We start from the raw sequence: 6,235 nt of genomic DNA, 5'->3' as shown, positions 1-6,235 counted from the left end.
GCCGCGACACTTCGGCTCCCCCCATCCAGGATCAGCGCTACCGCCAATAGGCGTCGGACCTGATCCGCATCACCACTTCGTCTGGCACATCGACGCAAATCCGCCGGTGTGTAGTCGGGCCGAACGCCAACCGCTGCCGCCATCGCAAGCCTCCATCTGCCTGCAACGTCGAATCAGATTTTCAGCACCTTGGGAATCCACCACGTGAGTCACTCTCAGCGCGCCTTGGTATAAATGGTATATCGATCTGTGCATCGCCACGAAGCGACAGCCCAAGCGTGGCATGCGGTTAGGGAGCAGCTCGCCGCGTGCAGGCAGCAACTTCGCCGTACCGAAGACGCCGAGCGTCGGCTCGGCTTTGAGAATGGTCACCCCGAGGCGGAGGACGATCTGCAGGCCGAGTGCGACTGGCTCGATCAACAAATCCGGCGCGCGCACCTTCGCCTGATCCTTCTCATCGAGCAACTGGGCCTGAAGGCGTATCTCAAGGAATATCGCACCGGGTTCAAGCGCTTCGCCAAGAAGTTAGGTGAGACTTATCGACCGGACTTTGATCGGGAGATTCATGAGAGCGAGGCGCTTGAGCATATTAGTGGATCGTTGACCACACTGTCCGCCAGCCTTGAGCCGATAAAGGCCAGCCACGAGATCGACGGCGTCGCGCAAGTCCGCGACCTTCTCAAAGCAGCATACTTCATTGTCGAGCGCAACGGTCCCGAGCCGAAGCGCGAGAAGGACGTCCAAGACGCGATCTTCGAGTATCTGCGTATTGTACATCCGGCACACGACGCGAGGTGCAGATCTCGCATGTAAATAAGACCTTCAAGGCAGATATCGGCATCGATGCCCTCAATCTGCTGATCGAAGTCAAATTTATCGACAACGCGGTCGAGATGCGTTCCGAATGCCCCAGTCTGTTCGAGGACATGTTCGCCTATCGTGGCGATCGGAAATGGAAACACTTCTTCGCCTTGGTCTATTGCACCGGACCTCATCTTCGTCAGGAAGAATTGGAGGCGGAGTTCGCGCTCGCCAAGTGCCCCCCTGACTGGATCCCCATTGCAGTCTACGGCAAGGGAGGCAGACCGAACGCCATGCCTCTAAAGCGCCGCGTGCATCGGCTGGCGGAAGGCGCCCTGAAGAAATCCAAGGGGGCGGGCACGAAGAAAAAGGCGGTGTGACCGAGGGCCAGCTTCTGGCTCGCCTCCTCAATCTTGGCGCTATCCGACCGCTTTTCGACTGTATTTCCGCTCGAACAGACTAGTCGTCCAAATCGAGCCTCGTCATTAGCTCGTCCCATTCGCGCGCGGAGAGCCGTGTCTCTGACCGCTCGGGACGGTCCCCCTTCAGCATGCGGCGAAGCAAATTGATCTCATCGCGGGACAGGGTGACAGCGCCCAGGCGATAGTCCCTGAACGCTTCGTGCGCGATCGGCACCCAGAGCTGGACGATCTCGAGCATCGCCTCGGCATACGCTCTGATCTCATATTGGGCGTGCGGATCGGCGCGCAGGCGGAGGAAGCCGAGCAAATTGTGGAGATCAACCTTCCAATACCATTGCGTATAGGTCGCCAGGCTGAGGCCGATACGCGCCAGTTCGCGCGTTACGCCGCTGCGATCGGGATCAACATCGCCGAGCTCTGGATCGTTGAGCATCCACCGATAGCTGTCATAGGCGTGCTCGGCATCGGCGCGCAGCACGCGCAGCACTTCGTCTGCTTCCGCCTCGCCCAACACGCCCTCGCGGCCTTGCCGGTTCGTGGAGGACTGTGCCGCCAAATGCTGACGGTCCGGGAGATAGAACTCGCGGTCGAGAACCGAATAGCGCGCCGAATATTCGTTCACGTTCGCCATACGATGGCGGATCCACTGCCGCGCCACGAAGATGGGGAGCTTCACATGGAACTTGATTTCGCACATCTCGAACGGCGTCGTGTGCCAATGCCTCATCAGATAGCGGATCAGTCCGCGGTCCTCGTTCAGGCGGCGTGTGCCCCGGCCATAGGATACCCGGGCGGCTTGCACGATCGCGGCGTCGTCGCCCATATAATCGACCACACGAATAAATCCGTGATCGAGGACCGGATAGGGCGTGTGCAGCACCTGCTCCAGCCCTTCAACGGTCGGTCGACGAGTCGTCGCCACGGCCTCGCGCGCAGTCTCGATCTCTTGCTTTTGGTGCTCGTCTATCGCCACATTGTCCTCCTGCGATGCCGTCTAGCCGCGCAGGTCCGGCCGCACAACGCACCACATATCCAGTCGCGATGCGTGCGTTGCTAGTTCAAATATGGCTTCGCGATGGATCAACCTGGACTTGCAACCTTTGAAGGCTTGCCTCACCAGCTTCCTGAAACGGGAGGACGCTAGATCGGATGGCAAGTGCAAAGACAACGCTTACGATTAAGAATGAAAGCGGCGTAACCGAGCTCGAAGAGGTGTTGAAAGGTATTGGCGGGACGGCACCTCGCCAGGATTTCATCCTCAAGGCGAGCGGCGCAACCCAGCCACCGCTACTGCGCGACATGTGGTTGGCGATGGTTATCCGCGCGGCCTTCGACGTCGCCCCGAATGTGTCCGTGTTGTCGCCGGGGTCCTCGGCGTGGCCGGATCTCGACTCCACAGACTTCGATGATGACGGTAATGCCGCACTCTCCCTCCCGTATCTCCTTGCGCTGCAACGCGGTGCCCGGGTGCTGCCGGAGTGGGCTCACGACAGCCCGCTTCCAGCGACGGCAGTGCGGCGCCATGCGGTGCAGCGTCGGGGCGGCGTACTTGGCACGGGAGGTAAGTTCCGGCGGCTGGTGGAATTCGATCCTGACGATCCTATCGCCCCGGCCATCGGTCAGCACGACGACCGGTCCGCACGGCTGGAGCAGCTCATCCTTGAGATGATGGGGATGTTCGAGATCGGCGCCCAACGACGGAAAATCGCTCCCGTCGCAATGGGGCCGAGGCGGCACATCATCGATTTCCTGCGGGAACTCTACGCGAACGCCTACGGATATGCACGCGATGTCGCTGGGGTGCGTACGCTAGGTTTCCAAAAGCATTTCTACTCCCGCGAGGTTGCGGAGCAGCGCGCAAAGCAATTTCCAGCGTTGCTTAACTTCGTAAGGGCTCAAGCCGGAAGGACGCCGAATCTGATCGAGGCAACCGTCTCCGACTTCGGACCGGGAATCGTCGGCGGCTTTCGATCCAGCGAAGCCGCACCAGCCTATGCAGGCTGGGAGGATGATCGTCTCCTTCACGCTCTCCTACACGAACAGTTCAGCAGCAACCTGGATGATCCGAATGCAGGACTGGGCATTCTGATCGCGCTCGGCGCCGCCACGAAGGTCGGCGGTTTCGTCACTCTTCGTACCGGCGCGCACTGGCTCGTACTCGATCCGACCAACGGCGGTGGCACCGAGATGCAGCCCATTCCGGGCGTGCACCCCTTCGTGCACGGGACACATTGGGCCATCCTCTATCCCGATTCCCCTCTCGCCTGACGGGGAAACTCTTGTACGCCTTCAACACCGTCGTCTCTCAGGGAGACCGCTCTGTGCGAGTCCTGCTGGTGCAGGCCGCGATCGGCGAAACACTCGCCGAAATAATGGACAATGTCCGGAGAACGCTCGCCTGTGAGGATCCGGTCATCATCCGGCTTCCAGTCGAAGACCCGGTCGATCCAACGATATGGGCGAAGACGGCCGACGCTGAGGCCTCGAAGATTCTCGGAGATCGGACGCTCCTTCTCGGCCGGTCGCGAAACCGGTCGGTCCATGTGCTCTCCTCCTTTGGCGGTCACCCTTATATCACTGATGCGCTGAACGCTTCGTCGACGCCCGACGAGCTGGCGGGGCTCGCACGCCCGGCGTTGATCGACCAACTACGCGAAGCGGAATTCACCCATCTCGTGCAGCGCTCCAAGGCGTTGCTCACCGCGCCCCCGCAAAGCGTTTTTCGGGCACCGAGCGGATTTGTCGTCAACAATTTCGTTCGGGTCGGCAACATCCAGGCGGATCGCGACGCGCTTGACGCAATCGCGTTCTGGGTACTTGAGCATCTGGAGGACCGCGACGCCATCGTCATCGACACATGGTCGATCTCTTCCATCGCGTTCAACTCCGCGCGCGTGGCCGCCTCCTACTACGGGCGGAACACCCTCAGAGTTGAAATGCTTCCCGGCTATAATGACGGAACCGAGGAGGCAATGCGGCGCGCTCGGGAGATCCTCGAGCGCGTGGCGCTGGACGTGGGCCGCGCCGCCGAAGAGGAAACCAAAGTACTGATCCTGATCAGCGCAACACAGTCCGGGAGCCTGGAGGGGCATCTAAAAAAGGTCTGCGCGACCGCGGGACGCACGATCTCGCCAAGCTTTCTAGCGCTGTTCGCGCTTAGCGGAAGCGCCATTCCGAGATTGTCTGATCTGGTCGATGATCCGCGCTTTACCTTTTCGGCCGCGAAGCCCTCGACTCCAACTGTCGTTGACATTGATCCGCAGATTTATTTCCCTCTCGCCTATGTCGATGTGGACTACCGGCTCATGAAGCCCGACGCCGAGCGGCACCGAGAGTTTTTCGACGCCTATGCGCACACCAAGGTGGTTCGCGTCCATGCCAATGATGACAGGGGCGATAGCGCCGTTCGCCATCACGCGATTCGCCTGGATCTGCTTGAAATACTACACACAGATCGGTTTCGAACCCGTCTCGATGCGATCCTCGAGACGTTCGGCAAGCAGACCGCGATCCTCGCCCCGCAACATTCCGCAGCCCAAAGCTTTGCAAAGTTAGTCGCTTTGCGGCTCGCTGTTCGGCAAGGTGCCACTCCGATTTTGCCGATCCCCGGTGCGGAGCATCTACCGCAGGCCGGTGACCGAGCCGTTGCGCTTCAACTGCTACGCGACGCGGAAGCCAGCGACGAATTTCTTGTCCTGGACGATTTTAGCGTGGACACGGCCCGCACGGCTCAAATCGACAAGCTGCTTCGGACAATGGGTTGCGCCACGCGAGTCAATTATCTGACGGGCATCCAGGCAGATGACGACACAAAGGAATGGGATGCATTTGTAGGCCGCCTCGTGCGGCGCCCGCCACATTCACCACACACTGTGCACGCGGTGGAACGATTGCCACTCCCAAATCTCGGCAGAGATGGTTGTCCCTGGTGCGCAGAGCTCGCGCTTTATGACGGATGGGCGGGCTCAGGCGCCGCCTTGCCCGGAGCCATCGAGCCGCGCCGGACGAAGCTCGCGGGCGCGGGCACGAACGGGCTCTCGGAGGACGCGCTGTTCCATCCAGCCAATCTTACCCGCCCGGCGCTGGGGCCCCGGTCTTTCTATGTGAAGCCGGGATGCACCCAGGCGCATGTCTTTGCAGCCGTTTCTGCGGCACTGCAGACACTTCGGACGACGGGCCACGAAGGAAAACCAAAGCTTGGACCGCGACACTTTCCGATAGCGACGGTGCTACATCACGAGGACTATCTGAATCAGAAGTGGACCGACACGGTGCTGCGTGCTGGGCTGCTGCGCGCCGCCGTCAGGGACGAGCTGGTCTGGACCGGCGCGGAGATGCGCAAGAAGCGCAAAGAAGCGTTCACTGGCCTTTTGCGTCGTAACAACCATAGCGAGCACGACATCGTGCTTGAAGTGCTGATTGCGGCGGCATGCGGCAAGGTCGAACTGGACCTCGACGACGCGCATTTGTGCAAGGTGATTGAAAGCCGCACCGATGATGACTCGGCGGCATATCTCATCGCCCGCCTCAAGGCCGCGCCGGCCTGAGAATCCCTGACGCGCCGGCGACCGAAGGTGTGGCGCCCCATGCACAATACGCCGTGGCTAAAAGCGTGGCCAAATTAGGGGCCTCTAGGGTAACTAGGGGACATGTATTATCGGTAATCCGTCGCACCTTGCCCCCTAGTTCCCCTCAAAGCCCGCTAGAGCGTTTTTTTTTCGAGTCCCGCCGTCCGCACCACCAAGTTRTTGAAATAGCTAGTGTATTTTATKACAATGGGCAAACGCACCCATTAAGCCATTGTTTTAACGAGCAGATTCCTGGGCAAATTATTTTATTGCGCCGCGCCCAGGGCAAACAGCGCATTCATCTTCCGAACCTCCTTCCGGCGTTCGGAATCCTCGATCCACCGGGCGTAGTGTTTGAATAGCGTCCCCGCATTGCTGTGCCCCAGTTGGCGCGCAATGTAGGCGGGATTGACCCCACCCATCAGCGCCCCACCCATCAGCGCG

Annotated in this window: 5 protein-coding genes; 4 read left to right on the top strand and 1 reads right to left on the bottom strand. The window is 60.3% G+C overall.

Annotation, left to right across the window (positions count from 1 at the left end; genetic code table 11):
* The first annotated feature begins 249 nt into the window (after positions 1-249).
* Together AC1DT7_RS24075 and AC1DT7_RS24070 are read left to right on the top strand one after the other, a co-directional pair.
* Positions 250-813, top strand: a complete 564-nt coding sequence (locus AC1DT7_RS24075) for a hypothetical protein (RefSeq protein ID WP_478038835.1) — start codon at positions 250-252, stop codon at positions 811-813.
* Complete coding sequence (locus AC1DT7_RS24070) at positions 795-1,181, top strand: hypothetical protein (RefSeq protein WP_478038834.1); 387 nt, start codon at positions 795-797, stop codon at positions 1,179-1,181. The genes AC1DT7_RS24075 and AC1DT7_RS24070 overlap by 19 nt, the downstream gene beginning before the upstream one ends.
* A gap of 79 nt (positions 1,182-1,260) precedes the next feature.
* Here the strand turns inward: AC1DT7_RS24070 and thyX are convergent, their stop codons facing one another.
* Positions 1,261-2,196 (bottom strand): FAD-dependent thymidylate synthase, encoded by a 936-nt coding sequence (thyX, locus tag AC1DT7_RS24065; protein WP_478038832.1) that lies wholly within the window; start codon positions 2,194-2,196, stop codon positions 1,261-1,263.
* 176 nt (positions 2,197-2,372) lie between these two features.
* Between thyX and AC1DT7_RS24060 the strand changes: the two genes are divergently transcribed.
* On the top strand, positions 2,373-3,491 hold the full coding sequence (locus AC1DT7_RS24060) for a hypothetical protein (RefSeq protein WP_478038830.1): 1,119 nt from the start codon (positions 2,373-2,375) through the stop codon (positions 3,489-3,491).
* A 53-nt stretch (positions 3,492-3,544) separates the two neighbouring features.
* Complete coding sequence (locus AC1DT7_RS24055) at positions 3,545-5,770, top strand: hypothetical protein (RefSeq protein ID WP_478038828.1); 2,226 nt, start codon at positions 3,545-3,547, stop codon at positions 5,768-5,770.
* The last annotated feature ends 465 nt before the right edge of the window (positions 5,771-6,235 follow it).

This window comes from Sphingomonas sp. P3_C6 (assembly GCF_056402595.1).
This window is presented reverse-complemented; position numbering and strand designations above follow the sequence as displayed.

Coding starts and splice junctions, on each gene's coding strand:
- AC1DT7_RS24060 (WP_478038830.1), top strand. CDS start 2,373: ATGGCAAGTGCAAAGACAACGCTTACGATTAAGAATGAAAGCGGCGTA.